21 protein-coding genes are annotated in these 19,383 nt (G+C 28.0%); 19 read left to right on the plus strand and 2 right to left on the minus strand.

The window, feature by feature from the left end; translation table 11 throughout:
- Window positions 1-123 precede the first annotated feature (123 nt).
- From BUC03_RS13790 to tssD, 18 genes are all read left to right on the plus strand, one after another.
- Window positions 124-1,068, plus strand: coding sequence for a DMT family transporter (locus BUC03_RS13790; RefSeq protein WP_073153322.1), 945 nt, complete (start codon window positions 124-126; stop codon window positions 1,066-1,068).
- A 228-nt stretch (window positions 1,069-1,296) separates the two neighbouring features.
- A complete protein-coding gene (locus BUC03_RS13795) occupies window positions 1,297-1,599 on the plus strand; it encodes an ArsR/SmtB family transcription factor (RefSeq protein ID WP_073153325.1) in 303 nt (100 codons plus the stop codon).
- Between the two features lie 44 nt (window positions 1,600-1,643).
- Window positions 1,644-1,913, plus strand: coding sequence for a CBU_0592 family membrane protein (locus tag BUC03_RS13800; protein ID WP_073153328.1), 270 nt, complete (start codon window positions 1,644-1,646; stop codon window positions 1,911-1,913).
- An 11-nt stretch (window positions 1,914-1,924) separates the two neighbouring features.
- The gene (locus BUC03_RS13805) at window positions 1,925-2,527 is read left to right on the plus strand and encodes a short chain dehydrogenase (protein WP_073153331.1); all 603 of its coding nucleotides are present in this window, start codon (window positions 1,925-1,927) and stop codon (window positions 2,525-2,527) included.
- 57 nt (window positions 2,528-2,584) lie between these two features.
- Window positions 2,585-3,295, plus strand: a complete 711-nt coding sequence (locus tag BUC03_RS13810; RefSeq protein WP_234971635.1) for a hypothetical protein — start codon at window positions 2,585-2,587, stop codon at window positions 3,293-3,295.
- A gap of 113 nt (window positions 3,296-3,408) precedes the next feature.
- On the plus strand, window positions 3,409-4,056 hold the full coding sequence (locus BUC03_RS13815; protein WP_073153337.1) for a peroxiredoxin-like family protein: 648 nt from the start codon (window positions 3,409-3,411) through the stop codon (window positions 4,054-4,056).
- Between the two features lie 113 nt (window positions 4,057-4,169).
- Window positions 4,170-5,003 carry a hypothetical protein gene (locus tag BUC03_RS13820; RefSeq protein ID WP_073153340.1) on the plus strand — a complete coding sequence of 278 codons (834 nt, stop codon included), beginning with the start codon at window positions 4,170-4,172 and terminating at the stop codon, window positions 5,001-5,003.
- A 92-nt stretch (window positions 5,004-5,095) separates the two neighbouring features.
- Window positions 5,096-5,323 (plus strand): putative signal transducing protein, encoded by a 228-nt coding sequence (locus BUC03_RS13825; protein ID WP_073153343.1) that lies wholly within the window; start codon window positions 5,096-5,098, stop codon window positions 5,321-5,323.
- Window positions 5,324-5,628: 305 nt separating this feature from the next.
- Entirely contained in the window at window positions 5,629-9,081 is a 3,453-nt protein-coding gene (locus BUC03_RS13830) for a T9SS type A sorting domain-containing protein (RefSeq protein WP_073153346.1), read from the plus strand.
- Between the two features lie 283 nt (window positions 9,082-9,364).
- Complete coding sequence (locus BUC03_RS13835) at window positions 9,365-9,922, plus strand: carboxymuconolactone decarboxylase family protein (protein ID WP_073153348.1); 558 nt, start codon at window positions 9,365-9,367, stop codon at window positions 9,920-9,922.
- Between the two features lie 174 nt (window positions 9,923-10,096).
- Complete coding sequence (locus BUC03_RS13840) at window positions 10,097-10,975, plus strand: M90 family metallopeptidase (protein WP_073153352.1); 879 nt, start codon at window positions 10,097-10,099, stop codon at window positions 10,973-10,975.
- Between the two features lie 58 nt (window positions 10,976-11,033).
- Window positions 11,034-11,942: a carboxypeptidase-like regulatory domain-containing protein gene (locus tag BUC03_RS13845; protein ID WP_073153355.1), complete on the plus strand. Its 909-nt coding sequence runs from the start codon at window positions 11,034-11,036 to the stop codon at window positions 11,940-11,942.
- Window positions 11,943-12,157: 215 nt separating this feature from the next.
- Window positions 12,158-13,108, plus strand: a complete 951-nt coding sequence (locus BUC03_RS13850) for a nucleoside hydrolase (RefSeq protein WP_073153359.1) — start codon at window positions 12,158-12,160, stop codon at window positions 13,106-13,108.
- Between the two features lie 12 nt (window positions 13,109-13,120).
- Entirely contained in the window at window positions 13,121-14,098 is a 978-nt protein-coding gene (locus BUC03_RS13855) for a phosphotransferase (protein WP_073153362.1), read from the plus strand.
- Window positions 14,099-14,117: 19 nt separating this feature from the next.
- Entirely contained in the window at window positions 14,118-14,609 is a 492-nt protein-coding gene (locus tag BUC03_RS13860) for a MepB family protein (protein ID WP_073153365.1), read from the plus strand.
- 19 nt (window positions 14,610-14,628) lie between these two features.
- Entirely contained in the window at window positions 14,629-15,801 is a 1,173-nt protein-coding gene (locus BUC03_RS13865; protein WP_073153368.1) for an MFS transporter, read from the plus strand.
- Between the two features lie 106 nt (window positions 15,802-15,907).
- Window positions 15,908-16,597, plus strand: coding sequence for a hypothetical protein (locus BUC03_RS13870; protein ID WP_073153371.1), 690 nt, complete (start codon window positions 15,908-15,910; stop codon window positions 16,595-16,597).
- A gap of 16 nt (window positions 16,598-16,613) precedes the next feature.
- Entirely contained in the window at window positions 16,614-17,006 is a 393-nt protein-coding gene (gene tssD / locus BUC03_RS13875; protein WP_073153374.1) for a type VI secretion system tube protein TssD, read from the plus strand.
- A gap of 155 nt (window positions 17,007-17,161) precedes the next feature.
- Here tssD and BUC03_RS13880 read toward each other — a convergent pair whose 3' ends face one another.
- Window positions 17,162-17,557 (minus strand): hypothetical protein, encoded by a 396-nt coding sequence (locus tag BUC03_RS13880; RefSeq protein WP_073153377.1) that lies wholly within the window; start codon window positions 17,555-17,557, stop codon window positions 17,162-17,164.
- A 146-nt stretch (window positions 17,558-17,703) separates the two neighbouring features.
- Between BUC03_RS13880 and BUC03_RS13885 the strand changes: the two genes are divergently transcribed.
- Window positions 17,704-18,693, plus strand: a complete 990-nt coding sequence (locus tag BUC03_RS13885) for a hypothetical protein (protein WP_073153380.1) — start codon at window positions 17,704-17,706, stop codon at window positions 18,691-18,693.
- Window positions 18,694-18,742: 49 nt separating this feature from the next.
- On the opposite strand, the gene BUC03_RS13890 is transcribed toward BUC03_RS13885, so the two are convergent.
- The gene (locus tag BUC03_RS13890) at window positions 18,743-19,378 is read right to left on the minus strand and encodes a response regulator transcription factor (protein ID WP_073153383.1); all 636 of its coding nucleotides are present in this window, start codon (window positions 19,376-19,378) and stop codon (window positions 18,743-18,745) included.
- Window positions 19,379-19,383 lie beyond the last annotated feature (5 nt).

The raw sequence follows: 19,383 nt of genomic DNA on the forward strand, positions 1-19,383 counted from the left end.
GGCACAAATAGGTAATTATTTATAGTTAGTTCTTTTTATAGTACCTTTATCACTAATCTTTCTTTCCCAAATAAAGTTGTTTAAGAATGGTTAAAACAACCCAAAAAACAAGACTACCTTTCAATGAAATCAAATAAATCAACAGCAATTTTATTAGGTGTATTATCTGCTTTATTTTTTGCAGTAACTTTTGTGCTAAATAGATTAATGTCTGTTGATGGTGGACATTGGATATGGAGTTCTTCACTACGTTTCTTTTGGATGATTCCTTTTCTTTTGATTTTAGTTCTTTTTAGAAAAAACTTCAAATCACTGCTAATAGAAATGAAGAAAAAGCCTTGGCAATGGATACTTTGGAGTACTATTGGCTTTGGTATTTTCTATGCTCCTTTAACTTTTGCTGCTGCTTATGGACCTTCTTGGCTTGTAGCAAGTACTTGGCAAATTACAATTGTAGCAGGTATGTTAATATCTCCTATTATAAATAAAACAAGTTTTAAAAATACCATATCTATACAAGCATTAGCTTTCTCGTTAATAATACTGTTAGGTATATTAATAATGCAAATAAGTCAAGCTAAATCTATTTCTATAAATGAACTCTTGCTGGGTACAATACCTGTTTTAATAGCTGCATTTGCTTACCCATTAGGTAATCGTAAAATGATGCAGATTAGTAATGGTAAACTAAACGCTATACAAAGAACTTTAGGGATGACATTAGGTAGTTTACCTTTTTGGATGTTATTATCTATTTACGGCCTTAGCATAGATGAGTTCCCTAATGAGCCTCAAGTATACCAAACATTAATTGTTGCTATATGCTCTGGTGTAATTGCTACAGTGTTATTTTTTATGGCTACAGATAAAGTACAAAAAGACGAAAAAGCCCTGGCTTCTGTAGAAGCAACGCAATCTGCTGAAGTACTTTTTGCTCTTGTTGGAGAAATTATTATTTTAAAAATTCATTTACCAGATATCTACTCTATTATAGGAATTGTATTAGTTATTATTGGAATGTTATTACATAGTTTTAAAAAAGAAAAAACTGCAACTACTAATGTATAACTTCCAACAAGTTCTTTTCATTATCTTCAAATAAAGAGAATTAGTTATACATCATTTAATTTAGTTTTTAAATATTTCTTGAAACTATTATTAAACTAAAACTTTACATCAAAAATATAAACAACTAAAAATCAATATATTAAAAGTAAATCAAAAAAGTAATTGTTTTAAAAATAAATAATTAAAACATAACTTTCATATATCTAGAATTATAGATATATTTAAAATATGAATTTAAAGATAGCAACAGAAATAGGAAAATGTTTATCTAACCAAACTAGGTTTCAGATATTAGAATGGTTAAAAGAACCTGAAAAACACTTTCCGCCGCATGAAACATTAAAGCATTTTAATGATGGGGTTTGTGTAACTTATATTCAAGAAAAAACCGGATTATCACAATCAACTATTTCAACATATTTAACTAATATGGAAAAATGCGGATTGTTAATTTCTACCCGACACGGTAAATGGTCTTATTTAAAAAGGAATGAAGAAATTATTAAACAATTTACAGATTTTCTTACTTAAAAAAATTTTAAAACTCATATCTACATTTCGCAATATATAAAACTATGAAGTTATTAATTGATATTTTAGGGTGGACAGGATCAGGGATTATTATTATAGCCTATGCCCTAACCCTATTTAAAAACAAAAAAAATATAGACTATGCTAAGTATTTAAACTTATTAGGCGGAATTTTAATTGCTATAAATTGTTATTACTATAATGCAATTCCGCCATTTGTAACTAATTTAATTTGGAGCATTATAGCTACTCTAACCATTTATAAATCAAGAAATAGAAATAATAAATGTAATAAAGAAAAATGTTTAACTTAAAGTTATAAATAATGAAAATTTTAATTATTGGGGGTAATGGAACAATAGGTAAAAAGGTAGTTTCTCATTTTAAAGAAAAAAATGAAATAATTATCGGTGGAAGAACTAATGGAGATGTCATTGTTGATATTGCCAATAGTAAGTTTATAAAGTCTATGTTTGAAAAGATTGGTAAAATAGATGCTATCATTTGTATTGCAGGAGAAGCTAAATGGGAAAATTTTAATAAACTTACCGAAGATGACTATTATATTGGTTTAAAAAGTAAACTAATGGGACAGGTAAACCTTGTACGCATTGGTCAGCATTTTTTAAAGCCAAATGGTTCAATTACATTATCTACAGGTATTTTAGCAGATGATCCTGTTGTAAAAACCACAAGTGCAGCAATGGTTAATGGGGCTATCCATAGTTTTGTTAAAGCAGTAACTCTAGAAATAGAAAATGGAATTAGAGTAAATGTAGTTTCTTCTGGGATGGTAGAAGATGCTTACAAAAAGTATAAAGATTACTTTCCTGGACATAACCCTATCCCTATGAAAAAAGTAATTAACGGATATGTAAGAAGTGTTTTCGGAAAAGGAAACGGAGAAATAATTAGAATATACAACTAAAATAAATTTAATTAAACTTTAGTTGGATAATGTTTAAATTCGCATTACAAAAAAAATATGATGAAAAATTTTAAAACAATTATTTTAATTCTGTTAAGTGTAATAAATCTTCAAGCACAAGATGACCATAAAAAAATAGACCCAATAATACAGCAATCTTTTGAAGCTATGGGTGGTATAGAGAATTGGAATAACACTCATTTTATACAATGGGATTTTGGAAAAAGAACTCTCTACTGGGATAAATGGACTGGTAATGTGAGAGTGGAAAATCCTAATGAAAATATGGTAGTGATTGTAAACATCAATACAGGAGAAGGAAAAGCTATTAAAGACGGAGAATTAATTACAGATACAAACACACTTAATCAAGTACTTGAACAAGGAAAAAAATGGTGGATTAATGATTCTTACTGGTTAACTATGCCTTGGAAATTAAAAGATGATGGTGTAAAAATTAAATACCTACAAACAGAAAAATTACCAAACGGAAGTCTAGCTGACGTATTAGAAATGACTTTTAATGGTGTAGGTGTCACTCCTGAAAATAAATATCATATTTATATAGATCAAAAAGATCATTTGGTAAAACAATGGGCATTTTTTGTTAATTACACTGATGAAAAGCCAAGATTTATAAAAGCTTGGGATAATTATCAAAACGTAGGTAAAGTCTTATTATCATTTAACCGAAGTGAAAATGCAGGAGGACCAAAAAACGTAGTTGTTACAGACCAAATAACCTCAGACATTTTTACAAAACTGTAATTAACTACAATTTTCTTCTTTCGTATTTTTTTAGAATACGGAAGAAATTAAATACAAACAATTGTAAAATAATTAAAGATTAAATAATTTATATACCTCACAATTAGAAGATAATGAAAAATTTAAAAGAACAGACAGATGCTAAAATTGAAGCTGGAAGAAAAGCTAATCCAGACTTTATGAAAAAAGTTGATCAAATTATCGAGGAAGCAAAGTCTTTTCAGCAGGGAAAAAATGCCATTAAAATTGGAGAAAAAGCGCCTGAATTTAAACTTCCAAATGCAAAAGGAGAACAAATAGTCTTATCTTCTCTCTTAGCACAAGGTCCAGTAGTAGTTACTTTTTATCGTGGTAGTTGGTGTCCGTACTGTAACTTACAACTTAGAGCAATACAAGCTAAATTACCAGAAATTAAAGAATTAGGTGCTAATTTAATAGCTATAAGTCCAGAAGTACCAGATGGGTCATTGTCTGAGAATGAAATTAGTAAAATGGACTTTATTGTCTTATCAGATCAAGATGCAAAAATAGCATCAAAATATGGTGTTGCTTGGCAAGTACCTGAGTATTTAATGCAACATATGAAAGTTGATCGTAACCTTAATCTTGAAGAAATTAATAATGGAAACGAGAATATTTTACCAATTCCTGCTACATTTATCTTAGGAAAAGACGGAATAGTTAAATGGAATTATGTTAATGTAGATTATAGAACTCGATCAGAACCAAATGAAATTATTGATGTTTTAAAAAATCTTTAGTAAGATTTTAATTAGTTAAAGCCTTAGTTACATTATTTCTTATTTACTCAATCTGGTATAAGAAATAATAACTAAGGTTTTTGTTATAATAAAATATTTTATATTTTCAATTGATGAAAGCTAAATTTATAATTCTATCTTTTCTATTTTATTATAACCTTAGTCAAGGTCAAAATGTATTTTGTTTAAAATCTTCAGAAAATAACTCTCCAATAAAATATGCATATATTTATGTAGATAATAAAATAACTACATATAGTGATTCATTAGGTATTTTTAAATTAAATGATAATCACTTAAACTCTAATATTAAAATTAAAGCACTTGGTTATAAAACACTGGATAGTCTTTCCTTAGAAAACCGTACTAAGTTTTTTATGGAAGTAGAGCCATTTACTCTTGATTCTGTATTTATAACACAAAAAAAACATTTAAAAAACTATAAATTAGGCTTAATAAAAAACGGAAATGTAGGTATTGTTTGTACAGCAGAACATAATAAAATATCTCAAGTTTCTAAACTGTTTTTAAATGAATTTGATAAGATAACTTATTTAGACAAACTGGAATTTAAGGCATTATGTTCAGATAAAAATAGAATAATATCAATTGTAGTTTATTCTGTAGGAAAAAATGGAAAACCAAATACCATTCTCCACAATAATAATCTTATTTGTTATTTAAAAAAGGGACATAAAAAATACGAAATAGATTTGAGTCACCTAAATATAATTTTTCCTAAAAACGGAGTTTTTATTGCCTTAAACTATATCTTTTTAGACCAAAATAAATCATATACAAATAAAAAGCATAATTGGTTTTATTATGAGCCTTCTTTAGATGCTATTAAGGTTAAAGATTATACAGATAGCTGGTATTATATAAATAATGTATGGGAAAAATCTAAAATCTATAGTCTAAGTATGCAATTAATACTAACTGATTAAAAAACTTTTTAAAAATTGAATTTATAGCTGTATATTAATAATCTTATATACACGTTGGTAAAAAATTATATTAATAGGTAAACTAAAAAGTAATGGAAAAATTTAGCAGAATTCTAACGGATAGTTCAATTATTGTAAATAGAATTGCTTATCTATTACAAGATAATAACATTGATTATAAAATAAAAGACAATGTAGAGTCTGCAAGATTAGCCGGTTTTGGTAGCCCTAATAATAATGTAGAACTGTACGTTTTAAAAAATGATTTAGAAAAATCTAAAGTTTTAATAGATAATTTTTTAAAAGAAAATATCTCATAAAAGTTTATTATCTACTAAAAAAAATCTGTAGTAAAACTTCTTTATTAATATCTTCATATATAAAACAGTCAACATTCTACTTCCTCTTTGTCTGTGTTTATAATCATTAATTTTAGACGTTAAAAAATTAATTTGTTGAAGAACTTCTACAAAAAAAAATTCTTTATATAAAATTTCATTTAGGTTAACATATTAATTTTAAGAATAAAAAAAGTTTAATTAATCATAAAATGTATATATATATTAACTATTTTTAGGTTTTTAAAACCCTATTATTAACATAATATTAAATAAATTATTCTAAAATGAAGAAATATTTACTCCTATTATTATTTTTTAATACTATCGCTTTTCAAGCCCAAAATATTGGCGATACCATTAAAGTGAAAGCCTTTAATTATGAAAGTCTCACTAGAGATACTTTAGTTACCTTCCCTCCTGCTTCATCAAATACTTACGAAAAAATACTTCTTAAATATAGTATGCGTTGTAAAGATGGATTAGTTTCTAACGGATCTGATACTAATTTAGGTTGTGGTGAGTGGGATTATTCTAATAATACATATGTAGTAGATTCTACAAAAACAAACGATGTTAGTAAAACTGTATCTAGCCACTTTATTACAAATTTTAGTGGTACAAGTTTTCCTTACAAAAATACTCCTGTTTACGATTATTATAGAAGCTCACAATCTAATGTACAAATAACATCTACCGTAAACGAGACGGTTGCTACTATTGGTACAAGTACAAACTCTTTAGATAAAGCTATAAACACAAGCAACTTAGCAGGTAAATCACATTATTTATTTACTGCTGCAGAATTAACAGCTGCAGGAATAACTGCTGGAGATATAGACGGCTTAAGCCTTAATATTTTACAAAATGCTGGTGAAGCTCAGTTTTTAAAAATAAAACTTAAAGAAACCTCTAAAACAGATATTGACGGATCTATAGATACTACTGGATTTACAGAGGTTTTTTATGAAAACACAACTTTTACAGCAAACCAATCAAAAAGATTTCAATTTCACACTCCTTTTACTTGGAATGGTACCTCTAACTTATTAGTAGAATTTAGTTTTACTAATGTTAATGCTAGTACACTAACTCAAACCACAGTAGAATCAACAACTACTAACTTTTATTCTGCTTTAAATGCGGTAAATGAAACTGACTTTTTATTTTCTAATAATAACTATATAGAAAGTAATACTTATAAAGGAATTTCTGGAAGTCAAAATAGAACCGTAGAAGCTTGGATTAAAACATCAAGTGCTTATGGTGAAATTTGTAGCTGGGGAAAAACAGCAAGCGAAGAAAAATGGACATTTAGATTAGATGCTGGTAGACTAAGGTTAGAAGTTAGTAACGGGTCTACTGTAGCTAGTAGTTATATAAATGATGGTGAATGGCATCACGTTGCAGTAGTATTAGATGGAACTACCCTAAGTGATGTAAGTTTTTATTTAGATGGTGTTTTAGAAACCTATGCTACAACCAGTACTGTAAATGTAAACACAAATACTACAGATGAAAGTTCTTATAATGTAAGAGTTAGTAGAGGTACAAATAATAGATATTTAACTGGTTTAGTAGATGATGTAAGAATTTGGGATACAGCATTAACCTCTACCACTTTAAACACTTGGAAAAATTTAAAATTAGATTCTTCACACCCTAATTACTCAAATTTAAAATTAAATTATGAATTTGAAGAAACAGGAACTAACGTTTTAGATAGCTCTCCTAACGCTAACGACGGTACTGTTTTTGGTAATGAGTTTAGAACATCTTTTAAAGATGGTGCTGGGTTATTTAAAAATTTTGAAATAAACCGTGAAAGACCTAACATAAGTTTTTACCAAGGTACATATGTTAATAGCATAAGCACTACCACGGTAGATAGACCAGTAGATAAAGATTTACAATATTTAATGGTTCAAAGATCAATCGTTTCTCAACAAGCCTTAAGTCTTACAGATATAATAAATGAAACTGCTCCTCAAGAAATTTGGACGTTAGATGAGAATATTTATGATGAAAGTACTGGAAATTTAATTTCTACAAATACTTTAACTCAAGATGGAGTTATTAATATCACAGATCTAAACTATATAGAAAGATCACCATATTATAACCAACTTGTATCTTTTGTTACCCCTTACGGTATCAATTTAGATTTAGGGATGGAAGGTAAATCTTGGATTATGGATGTAACAGATTACCAAACTATCTTAAATGGTGACCGAAGAATTTTAATGACGTTAGGTGGCCAATGGCAAGAAGATATGGATTTAGAATTCTGGTTTATTGTTGGTACGCCTCCACACGATTTAGTACAGTATGATCAATTATGGCAAGGGACAAATAATCTTGGTATAGCATCTATTACACAAATTTTAAATGATACTAAATTAGAGCCCAAAACAGTAGCATTAGATGCAACTGCAACTAATTTTAAAATAAAATCTTCTATTACTGGTCACGGTAGCGAAGGTGAATTTAGTCAAAATGGAGGTACAATATATCACAAGTTATTAATTGATAATGCAGAATTATATAACTGGACAATTACCCAAGATTGTGGAGATAACCCTATATATCCACAAGGAGGTACTTGGGTTTATAATAGACAAGGTTGGTGCCCTGGTGAAGAAACATTGTTACAAGAGCATGATTTAACACCTAATGTTACCCCTGGTACTAATGTAACAATAGATTATACCACTTCTACTCCACTTATAACAGACGGAGCTTATAACTATCACGTAGCACATCAACTTGTAGGATATGGACCAGCAAATCATACATTAGATGCTGCTGTAGTAGATATTATCGCACCTAATAATATGGCTTTATATACTAGAGTTGGTACAATATGTGGTAACCCAATTATTAAAATTAAAAACACAGGTTCTACTAACTTAACATCTTTAACCATTAACTATTGGATGAATGGAGGTACAACTCCACAAACTTATACTTGGACAGGAAATTTAGAGTTTTTAGAAACTGAAGATGTTGAATTACCATCTACTACAAGTTTATGGCAAGATATATTAAGTGCAGATAACAAGTTTCACGTAGAAATAATGAATCCAAATAACGGAACAGATGAATACGTATATAACAACAAGTACACTTCTAACTTTGATGTACCAGAAGCTTTACCAGATACGTTTATTCTAGAAATTAAAACCAATAATTACCCATCACAAAATAGCTACCAAGTTGTAGATGTAGATGGAAATGTAATGTATTCTAACAGTTTAACTTCTGCTAATACAGTTTACCAAGAAACCATTCAAAATTCAGGGTGTTTAAAATTAGAGATTACAGATTCTGGAAGTGACGGATTGTACTGGTGGGCTAACTCTGCTCAAGGTACAGGTTATGCTGTTATAAAATCTACAAATGGTACTGTATTAAAAACTATTAATCCAGATTTTGGTAATGAAGTGACTTATAGTTTTACAAGTAGCGGATTTTTATCTTATGAGCAGTTTAATTTATTAACTTCTTTAAGTGTTTACCCTAACCCTAGTTCAGATAGAGTTTCTATTACATCTAGTGAGTCTATGGCTAATGCTAAAATAGCTTTAATAAATACTTTAGGACAACGCTTTGAGGTTAATTCTAATCTAAAAGACGCAAATACCATCAATTTTGATGTAGATCGTTTCTCTACAGGTATGTATATTATCGAAATCTCTATAGATAATATTAAAACTACAAGAAAATTAATTGTAAAATAATTATAGTAATTTTCTTAATGTAAGTCAAACCCCTCTATTTTTAAAAAATTAGAGGGGTTTGTTTTTATAAATATATTTACAACATATTTATCTTATAAAAATCATATTCAATTATACATTCACATATCTGAATAAAAAATATATAATTAAAAGTTAAAAAATATTTTATAACTAACCAATTGGTTAGTTTTGTATCAGAATATGAAAGAAAAATATTTTTTTAACTAATAACTAACCGAACGGTTAGAAATTTTAATAATTATAAATTAAACAATTATAAGCTATGACAACTCTAAAAGTACAAACTATTGAAAGCGCACCAGAAGCTAGTAAACCTTTATTAGAACAATCATTAAAATCATTCGGGATGATTCCAGGTTTACACGGAGTATTAGCAAGTTCTCCACAAATATTAGAAGCATACCAAACGCTTCATAAATTATTTACTGAGTCTTCTTTTAATGCAGAAGAGCTTACAGTAGTTTGGCAAACTATTAATGTAGAGCATGAATGCCACTATTGTGTACCAGCACATACTGGAATTGCAAATATGATGAAAGTAGATTCAGAATTAAGCGAAGCATTAAGAAATAGAACTGCAATGCCTAATGAAAAACTACAAGTATTACATGATTTTACCCTTAAAGTAGTGCGTAATCGTGGGCACGTAACGCAAGAAGATTTAGATACTTTTTATGCTGCAGGATATGGAGAGCAACAAGTTTTAGAAGTAATTTTAGCTTTATCTCAAAAAGTAATTAGTAATTACACTAATCATATTGCAAATACACCTGTAGATGAGGCTTTTCAGCAATTTGCTTGGAAACCAGAAACTATTTAATAAATAGTTTTTTATACTTAAAAAGGTTCAGACTTAATTGTTTGAGCCTTTTTTGTTTTAACCTACTTTATAAATTCAATAATAAAAAAAACTTACTATACTTCTTTTTATATATTTACGTTAGATATTTTTTACTAACATTCACTAACTATATTTACTAGTTACATTATTATAATGAAGTTTCTATTACTAATATTCCCTATTTTAATAATAGCTCTATTGTATTTCTTTTTTAAAAGAAAAAAACATACTAATTGGCTTATACCTACAAAAAAATTTAATTCAGATTGGAGAAAATTAATTTCTGAACACGTTATATATTATAATTCTTTATCTGCAGAAGAAAAACTAAGATTTGAATATAAAATACAAGAATTTCTACTTAATTATAAAATACTTGGAGTAAATACTAAAATAGAAATTCTAGATAAATTACTTGTTGCTTCTAGCGCTATCATACCAATCTTTGGGTTTGATACTTGGAAGTACACTAATCTTCAGCAAATACTTATTTATCCTACCATGTTTAATGAAAATTTTGAAACAGATGGTGAGGGTAGAAGAATTTTAGGGATGGTTGGTAATGGTTATATGGAAGGTACAATGATACTATCTCAAGAAGCTTTACATCACGGATTTAAAAATGAATCTGATAAAAAAAATACAGCTATACACGAGTTTGTTCATTTAATAGATAAAACAGATGGACCAATTGATGGTTTGCCTTCTGCTCTTATGCAAAAACAATATGCTATTCCGTGGATAGATATGATTAATCAAAAAATGGAAGAAATTTATCAAAAAGAATCTGATATTAATCCATACGGAGGCACAAATAAAGCAGAGTTTTTCTCTGTAGCAAGTGAATATTTTTTTGAAAGACCTAAATTATTAAAAAGAAAACACCCAGATTTATACAACTGTTTAGAAAAAGTATTTAACCAAGATATGTCTGCTAGAAATTTAAAACCTAGTATTATAAACATACAAAGAAATAGCCCTTGTCCTTGTAACAGTGGTTTAAAATATAAAAAATGCTGCGGAATTGTTTAAAGATGTATGCTTGCTAATTTTTGTGAAAAATAATTATACTCATTTAATAAAACTACTTATGAAAAAATTACCATTTCTACTTATTTTACTTATTAGCAACTTTACTTTTAGTCAAATACAATCTGTTATTGTAAATAATAATACAAAAGAAGTAATTCCGTATGTAAATATTTGGGTAGAAAATGAAGATATTGGTACTACTTCTAATAATAACGGTGAATTTGAACTTAACATCAATAATTCTAAAACTATAATTTTTTCTGCCATTGGTTTTGAGACTAAAAAAATAATTTCAGACTCTATTAAAAGCGTTATTACATTAAACCCTACAGTTACTCAACTAGAAGAAGTAATTATTCAAAATAAATTAGAAACAAAAGAAATTTCTATAGGAAAATTTAAAAAATCTAAAATTGATTTTTATTATTCTACGGGCAAAAAACCGTGGATTGTTGCTAGATTTTTTAAATATCAAGAAGCTTACAAAAACACACCTTTTCTTAATAAAATTAATGTTTTAACTAATAGTGATATCGATAATGCAAAATTCAATATCAGGCTCTACAGTATAGATAGTAATGGTGAACCTGATGAATATATTTACCAGGAAAACATAATTGGCACTGCAGAAAAAGGAAAAAATATAACAGAAGTAGATGTTTCTAATTTAAATATTCAGTTTCCAAAAGAAGGCTTTTTTGTTGCTATAGAGTGGTTAATAGTAGATGCCAATAAAAGAACGTATGAATACAATATGTACAATTCTGATGAAAAGAGAATTGGCTATTCTTATGAGCCAAGTATTGGAACTATCCCTTCTGAAACAAATGAAGATAATTGGATTTTCCACTTTGGTAAATGGAGAAAAAGAGAAAAAAATATTTCAACGCCTAAAAAAATTAATTATTCTAAAAGATACAGAGATAAATATAATTCTATTGCAGTAGAGCTTATTTTAACTAACTAGAAATTAATATAATATACCTTCTCAATAGCTTTACTAAATAGTTTTTTAGTAAAGCTATTTTTTTACAAATGTAATATCTGTAAAAATTTAGCATAGTTTTAAAACTTTTACAAAAATTCTACGTAAATATTTATGATTAGTAAGTAAAGCTAATATTTACCGACTATCTAACCTTATTACATAATTTTGTAAAAACTTAATCTGTTAAACAATTAATGAAATATTTACCCCAACGTCTTTCTCTAAAAATTAAACATTACTTTTTTAATACTCTCTTATTTTTTTGTTTCTCTATTACCATTGCACAAAATTCTACTTCTCCCCTACCTTTAATTATAGATGCAGATACAGCCAATGAGGTAGATGATTTATTTGCGATAGTAAGAGCTATTTTAGAACCTAAATTCAATTTAATAGGTATAAGTTCTGCTCAATTTCATACTTCCCCTTTAGCTTCTAATAATTCGGTGAATGAAAGTCAGTTAATTAATAAAGATATTATACAATTAATGAATGTAAAAGGTGTATCTCTACCTTTAGGTAGTAATAAACCTTTAATTGAATATGGTAAACCTGTTTCTTCGGAAGCTTCACGTTTTATTATTGAAACAGCTCATCAAATGGAGCAAAATCAGAAATTAAACATTGTAGTGTTAGGTTCTTGTACAAATATAGCTTCTGCCATTTTAGAAGATCCTACAATTATCCCTAAAATAAAAATACATTACATAGGTTTTTGGCACACTCCTGCTACCAATATTTATAACAAAAAAGAGTTTAATTCTAGTAACGACCCAATTGCTGTGGAAGTTTTACTAAACACAAAAAATCTAGATTTTAATGTAATGACGGCTACTACTAGTCAGCATTTAGTATTTACCAAAAACGAAGTAGATACTTATTTAAAAGATAAAAAAGGGGTTGCACAGTACTTGGTAAATAGATGGGAAACTTATGATCGTTGGTGGACAAAAGAAGATCTTGAAAAAGAAAAATGGATCATGTGGGATGTTGCTATAATAGAAGCTCTTGCACAACCAGAATGGTCTACCATAAAAGAGTTTACTACGCCTCCAGAAAATACACAGCGTAAAATTAATATACATACCAATATTGATTCTGAAAAAATGAATATTGATTTTTGGAATACTTTAAAAACACTATAGCCCCACATATTTATGTTTATAGATCTACAAAGCCCTTTACATAAAGTTGAATCTTTTCTACATCAAATTGAATTTTTTAGCAATAAAAATGAAAAAATTACAGAAATAACCAAGCCAGGTGAAGGTAATATGAATGTGGTATTGAGAGTAAAAACTAATCTACGTTCATTTATTTTAAAGCAATCTCGCCCTTTTGTTCAAAAATATAAAGAGATAAAAGCTCCTATAGAGCGCATAGAAGTAGAACATCAATTTTATAAAGCTATAATAGCTAATAACACCTCATTAAATCAACATATACCTCAAGTTTTAAAATTTATTAAAGAGCATCACCTTTTAATTTTAGAAGATTTAGGGAAGTGTGAAGATATGACTAGTTTATATTCTTCTTATAAAATAGAAAGAAATCAACTAAAATTACTTGTAAATATTGTTAGCAACATTCATAAAACCAAAGTGGCTAATAAATATCCTGAAAATAAAGAATTAAGAAAACTAAATCATCAGCATATATTTGAGCTTCCTTTTCTAGAAAATAATGGTTTTTCATTAAACAACGTGCAAGAAGGTTTAGAGAAACTTTCTATTCCTTATAAAAAAGATGAGTTACTAAAAGAGAAAATAAAAAAAATAGGAGACAAATATTTATCCGAAGGAACTACACTTATACACGGAGATTTTTACCCAGGTAGTTGGATGTCTAAACAAGAAAATATTTACATAATTGACCCTGAATTTAGTTTTCTTGGTTTTGCAGAATTTGATTTAGGGGTATTAGCAGCACATTTTATTTTAATATCTAAAGATAAAGCTGTGATAGACACTATTGAAGATTTTTATCCAACCACCATAGAGTCTGCCCTTTTAGCACAAGTAACGGGCATAGAAATTATGAGAAGGTTAATTGGTTTAGCGCAATTGCCTATTGTACTTACTCTTCAAGAAAAAGAAAATTTATTACAATTAGCTTATCAATTAATTATGAATTAAACTCTACAACAATTTACAGGTGAACAAAGATTTATTAGCAATAAAAACAAAGGTTTATGATTTACTAAACTTCAATTTTTCTGATTTTAAAGAAGAAGAAGAAAGTAAAGCATATGCTGCGTGTACATTTAAATTGAATAATTGCTATGTTATTAGTAGAAATGGCAAAACTACTCCTAAAAAAAACGGCTACTTTGTTACTTTTTGGAAAAGAAATAAAGAAGGAAAAACACAAGCCTTTGATCAACAAGATAAAGTAGATTTTTATATAGTAAATGTTAGAAATAAAAATGAAATAGCTCAATTTGTATTTCCTAAATCAATTTTAATAAAAAAGGGAATTATTTCAACTCCCAAAAACAAAGGTAAAATGGGCTTTAGGGTTTACCCAAGTTGGTCTACTCTAAGTAGTAAACAAGCACTTCAAACTCAAAAATGGCAATTAAATTATTTCTATAAAGTTAGCCAAGACATAGATTTAAATAAAGTTAAAGTATTATTCTGCAATTAGTTATTTAACCAAACCATTTATGAAGTATACTAGAAAAATACTACCAATTATTGTAATTTCTCAATTTTGTTGTACCTCATTATGGTTTGCAGGTAATGCAGTAATGAGTGATCTTATACTCAATTTTAATTTACAGAGTAATGCTCTAGGGCAATTAACCTCTGCTGTACAACTAGGTTTTATTTCTGGTACTTTACTTTTTGCCATCTTAACAATTGCAGATCGTTTTGCTCCATCTAGAGTATTTTTTACTTGTGCTCTAATAGGCGCTTTGTTTAATGCTGGTATTATATGGAATAATAATACTTTAACTACTCTACTTATTCTTCGTTTTTTTACAGGATTTTTCTTAGCAGGAATTTACCCTGTAGGCATGAAAATTGCTGCAGATTATTTTGAAAAAGGTTTAGGCAAATCTCTTAGTTTATTAGTAGCAGCACTAACAATTGGTACAGCTTTCCCTCATTTAACCAAAGAAATATCTAACTCACTCCCTTGGTATTATGTTATTTTATTCACGTCTTTTTTAGCTATTCTCGGCGGATTTTTAATGTTTTTTCTAGTACCAAATGGCCCTTTTAGAAAAGAAGCGCAACAGGTAAAGTTATTTGCTTTTCTTGATGTTTTTAAAAATAGAAAATTTCGCTCTATTGCATTTGGTTATTTTGGCCATATGTGGGAGTTATATGCTTTTTGGGCATTTATTCCTCTTATTTTAAATACCTATAAAAGCTTTCATTCCCACGCTACTTTTAATATTCCGTTATGGTCTTTTTTAATTATAGCTGCAGGATGTTTAGGCTGTATTGTTTGTGGTACACTAACAAAATATATAAAAACCAAAAAAATGACAAGTATAATATTACTATTGTCTTGTATTTGTTGTTTAATTTCCCCTATAATGTTTAGTACAAACTCTTCCTCTTTATTTCTTAGTTTTCTACTTTTTTGGGGTATGGTGGTAGTTGCAGACTCTCCTCTATTTTCTACATTAGCTGCCAAAAATACTTCTGCAGAATTAACAGGTACCGCACTTACAATTATAAACTCTATTGGGTTTTTGGTAACTATTTTAAGTATACAACTATTAAGTTTTTTACAAAATAATTATAACCCAACTATTGTTTATGTGGTTTTAGCAATAGGTCCCATTTTGGGTTTAATAGCTTTAAATAAAAAAGCTACACAATAACTTAAAAGTATATGTGCTTTTTCTTATCAATTTATAATATCACGGAATACAGTTAAAGAATATCCGTTTGATAAAGCCAAATTTGTATTAAACAAAAGATACAAAGATGGATTTTAAAACAATGTTACAATTACCGGTATTAGATACTAAAACCGTGATAAACGTACTTCAAGAAATTGCAGATATAGAAAGAAACGAAGAAAGACCTCAAATGCCTCAAGTAAGCATAACCACTTCTTCTAGCAGTGCAAATGGTTTTTTTGTGAATTACGACTCAGATAAGCATACTATTTTATTATGTGATATGTATGACCGCAAGGCACAATTTCAATATATAGAAGTACATTCTGTTGCTTCAATTACTGTAAGTAACATTAATAAATACAGCTATTTATTATCAGACGGAAATATTCCTTTTGTTCCTGAAGATGATGAGATACCAACAGTACTTCAGCTTAAAAAAGATATCAAAGCATTAGAAGAGGAAGTAAAGGCAAATTTAGAAAAAGGATTTTCTATAGCTTTTAACTATAACGGTACTCCTGAAGCTATAGATAAATTTTACGCTTCTAAAGTGATAAAATTATTACAAAAAACATTATCTAACATAGCAGCAGATAATTTAGCAAAAACAGCGTTTACAGATACTATAACTACTGTTAACTTCTGCTTAGGCTTAGAAAACAAAACCGTTCAAGAAAAAGAAGTTATCACAATAACTATTGATACTTCTAAAGGATTAAAGAGTTTCCCAAAAGAAAAGCAATTACAAGAACAAATAGAAAAAGGTTTATAAATTTAAAACATATATTATGCAAGATTCTAACGTAGTAAGTAAAATTGAATTAATAATTAGAAAAGATAATAACGCTGAAAAAAAAGTTGTTTTAAGTCAATGTGATTATAATTTTAATAAAGATTTTTATTCAGAAGAAAAAAACCCGATAGATATTAATTTCTCCGGAACTACTAAAATGATGAATGATTCTTTATTTATAGAGTGGCTTGCTAACACAGAAGCAGAATGGTCTGGTAGTGCAAAAGTATTTCATAGAGATCAAGAAGAAGCTTCTATTTCTTTAGAATTTGATAAATCTTTTGTAGTAAGCTTTAGCCAATCATTTTCTGAGTATAACTCTCATAATGATGCCTACTTTACTGTTATTCTTAAAGGTGTTTCTTTTAATAACATAAAATTGAATTAAAAAAACATCTTTTATTACAGCAAAGCATACAATAGTAAAAACCTTTAAGATAGTTTCTTAAAGGTTTTTTTATGAATATTACTTCTGTTTTAGTGTACAAAAAAAGGGAAAAACCACAGTAGCTTCTCCCCTATTTTTTTATTACAATTATATTACTATAAATTGTTTTCTAAATATTCACGTATTACTAAATCTGTATAATAACCGCTGTGATGACCACCCCAACAAGCCGTTAAAGAAAATACTCCATTCTCTAATTTAAGATCTTTCTTAGCTTCTGCATCTTCATTTGGTATACAAAAAACCTCTATTGAGTTTACGCTTTCTTGTATAGCCTCTTGCCCCATATCGTCTTTACAAACCTCTTTTAATCCGTCTGTAAGACGTTGTAAACACACACTTGGCACAAACTTTATAAAATCTAACTCAAAAGTATCCCAATTAATGTTGATAGGTAACTCTTTTCCTACAATTTCATTAATTTCTTTTTGGTAATCTCCTAAATATTGTTCTTCTATAGATTTTGCTGCTCTTTTCTCTTGTAAGCCCATAATTTTATTTTTTAGTTTATAAATCAAAAATATATTTCTCTTACCACAGTTAAGCAACACTATTAAGTGAATATAAAAACTCACTGAATTCCGTGAGCGTTAAAAAAGGTTATAGTTTTAAATTTACTTTTTATATACATTTTTTTATGAAAACTATTCTAATTGTTGGCTCTTGCCTTTTACTTATTTTATTTCTTTTTACCAATTGCGCGCAAATAGCTGGTGGAATATCTAAAAAAAAAGCAGCTAAAAATATAGATGAATTTTTAAAGAAAGAATACAAAGGTAAACTTGCATATAAAAATTTGAGTAGAGCATTTAACACCGCTACAATGAACCCTAATTCATTTTTTATTCACGTCTACAATAAAAAAAATCCAGAAATAGAATTTTATACCTACATAGATGCAAAAAAAATTGTGACTAACAAATATGCTACTTCTTATAAAATTAAATTGGAAGAGCAATACCAAAGAATTGTAGAATATTATAACACAGAACAAAAAGTAATAACAGAATTTAGTAATGATACTTTATCTGTAGACTTTTTAGATAACGAAATAATTGCTTTAAATTTTAATTATGAAATTAACGCTGAAGAATTAAAAACCTTTTGCACTAAATTTTTAAATAGATTAAATGAATCTTATGAAATTTTACACAATGGTACCTCACGTAAACTACTTGTAAAAACACCTAATTTTAATGATGGATTAGTATCTATTCCTTTACAAATAGAAGAACAACAACAGTGGTCTATAGGTTATTATTTTTTAGCAGAAAACTTAGTTAATGCTGAAGCTTTTAAAACAAAAATTGAAAGTAATATACAAGCTAAACTAGACCAACATTACCCATATTACAAAATAAATGAATATAAAAAAGTGTTTTTAGACAAATCATCTTTATCTAAAGGTGCTTGGGTACAATATTTATTAGATACAAGAATTAATAATGAAGAAAATGAAAAATACGAAAATCCGCTAGTGGGAATTTATATAGTGTATTTTGATTTTGAAACAAACTTTATTTATCGAGGAGAAATGCTTACTGAAAATAATGGTGTAATTTCTTATGAAGAAGAAATAAACAAAATTAAAAAAGCCTTAAATGAAGAAGGCATTGTAACAGAATAGCTAATTAAAACGGATTATAACATTATGCTTCCCCCGTTTTAATGTTAATCTAATCAAACAAGCCAGATTCTATGGCAAATTTCACGGCTCCTGTAGTTGTTTTAGAGCCTGTTTTTAAAAGAATATTTTTTCTATGCGTTTCTACAGTGTTTACAGAAATAAATAACTTTTCAGATATTTCTTTAGAAGTTAGCTCTTCACCTAAAAGCTCTAAAACTTGCTTTTCTCTTGGAGAAAGTTCTATGTTTTTATACTTTTTACGTTCAAAAACACTCTCCATATAACGCTGTTTAATTAACTCAGAGAAGTATTGTTCGTCATTTAAAACCGTTCTTACTGCTTTTTGTAACTCTTCTTTACTTGTAAATTTTGGTACAAAACCATCTGCTCCTTTTTGTATAACTTTATGCACAGTTCTGTGGTTATCTAGCATACTTAACATAATAATTTTTACGCCATTATGTTTCTTTTTAATTTCTGTAAGCAACTCTATACCATCCATTTTAGGCATACTAATATCACTTATAATTAAATGAATTTCAAACTGATTTAATAGTCTAACTACCTGCTTCCCTTCTGTAGCTAAATGAACTTCATTAATCTCTTCCATATCACTTAAAATAGTATTAATACCTTCAAGAAACATTAAGTGATCGTCTGCTATAATTATATTTATCTTTTTCATAAGCT

It is taken from the genome of Mesonia phycicola, from assembly GCF_900141885.1.
In the GTDB taxonomy this organism is placed as follows: domain Bacteria; phylum Bacteroidota; class Bacteroidia; order Flavobacteriales; family Flavobacteriaceae; genus Mesonia; species Mesonia phycicola.